Source organism: Micromonospora sp. ATA51 (assembly GCF_016802855.1).
In the GTDB taxonomy this organism is placed as follows: domain Bacteria; phylum Actinomycetota; class Actinomycetes; order Mycobacteriales; family Micromonosporaceae; genus Micromonospora; species Micromonospora sicca.
Window position 1 is genome coordinate 1 of record NZ_JAEVHJ010000610.1, and the last position, 1,774, is coordinate 1,774.

General features: G+C 64.6%; 1 protein-coding gene. It reads right to left on the reverse strand.

Features of this window, described 5'->3' with window-relative positions; all coding sequences use genetic code 11:
- Positions 1-43: 43 nt before the first annotated feature.
- Positions 44-1,678, reverse strand: coding sequence for a hypothetical protein (locus tag JNW87_RS38280; RefSeq protein ID WP_238455430.1), 1,635 nt, complete (start codon positions 1,676-1,678; stop codon positions 44-46).
- Positions 1,679-1,774 lie beyond the last annotated feature (96 nt).

Genomic DNA, 1,774 nt, shown 5'->3' on the forward strand with positions numbered 1-1,774 from the left:
CTAGATCCTTGGGTTCGAGAATCTGAACAACTGAGTCAGGTTTTCAGGCTGCGGTTTTGAGTCGTGCGCGGGCGATGTAGTCGTCGACGTGGTGGTCGATGGCGGCGAGGGCTTGACGCAGGTCGGGTGGCGCTTGGGGCTGATCGGCGGCGAGGAGTGGTCGCAGGAGGCGGTTGTTGAGTTTGGTGTAGAAGATCGCCAGGCGTTGCCCGTCGGGGGTCAGGGCGTAGGTGTGGGTGTGTTCGATGCGTCGGATCAGGCCGTTGAACCGCAGGCGTCGCAGGTCGTAGGTCATCTGGCTGGTGGTGTAGGTGGTGCCGAGCAGCCGGGCGGTCAAGGCGCGAAGGCTCTTGTTGGTGACGCCGGCGACGGCGAACAGGGTGAGGGTGAGGGCGCCGGTCAGGGCCATGACCCGAGGGTCGCCGAACCGTAGGGCTGGGGCCCTCCTGCCATCCTCGGTGAGGGTGGGCTGCGCGACCCGTTCGATGACTGGGCTCGCAAGGACGCAGCTCTGACCGGCACGGATAGTGTCCAGCAGCCGGCGGTTGGCGTCACGGGCTTTGACGATGACCTCGTTGAGGTGTTCCAGGCGGCGCAGCACGCCGATGTCGTAGGTGTCGTTGATGACGGTTTCGATGCGTAGGGCTCGCCGGTCTTTCAGGTAGTACTTGATCCGGCTGTGTCGGTAGAAGGCGTTGACCACGATGCCGTCGTTGTCGCGGTCGATGGCGGTGCGGAACACGCCTTTGGTGGTGGAGCGGATCTGCCGGTTGAAGATGATCTCCATGTTGTCGGGGCGGCCGATGTCGAGGTTGTCGGCGGCGAGGGCTTCGAAGAAGGCACGGGCGTGGCGGGGTGCGGTGAACACGATGGTCTTGGCGACCTCGATCTGCCGCATGGAGATGTCCCACCAGTAGCCGGCGGCCCGATCGGCTGCGGTGAACGGTAGCGGCAGGCGGGCCCACCAGCGTTCGGTGAACACGGTGACGGTGCCGGGTCCGAGCCGGTCGCAGATGTCCTGCAGGGCCTGGGGATCCTCGCTGGAGGCGAAGCCGTTGGACAGTTCGGTGAAGCCGATCCCGGCCTTCACAGCTTGACGTTTGGCCCACTCGTGCCCGTTGAACCAGATCTTGCCCGGGTAGGGAAAGTAGGCGCAGATCTTGATGAACGCCGGTCCGACATCGGCGTCCCAGAGGTAGAAGTAGTAGCAGGTAACTCGGCGTTCGACCCGGTTGTAGGTGAACCACACCGCCCCGGTGCCGGTTTCGGACTTTGACCCGGTGAAGACCCGCTGGTACTCCTGCGCCACGCCGATGGCGACGACCTGGGACCGGCCGGTAGCGGCGGCTTTACGCATCAGCGGCATCACCTGGTCGATCTTGCGTTCCGGCCACGGACTGTCCGCCAGCACACCCGGCCGACTCTTCTCCCTCTTGCCCGTGAAGTTGATGACCGGGATGTCGTTGGCGTCGGCGAAGGACATCACCGCTGCGCGGAAGGCTTGCCCGCGGCGTTCCAGCAGTGCGGGTGACGGGACTGGCTTGCCTTCATGCTGGGTGAGGAAGCTGGTCACCTGACCGCCGACGATCAGGTTCGGCACGGACAAGGTGAGATAGGCGCGGTCCACGCAGTCGATCTCCAACAGTTTCTGCCCGTCGAGCACGTCGTTGACCGTCACCGTTTTCGTTCTCACCACACGCGAGGCCATGACCATCCTCCGCAACCGCACCTACGGTTGCCAGGATGAACCCACCACCAGCGGCCCGACCAGCCC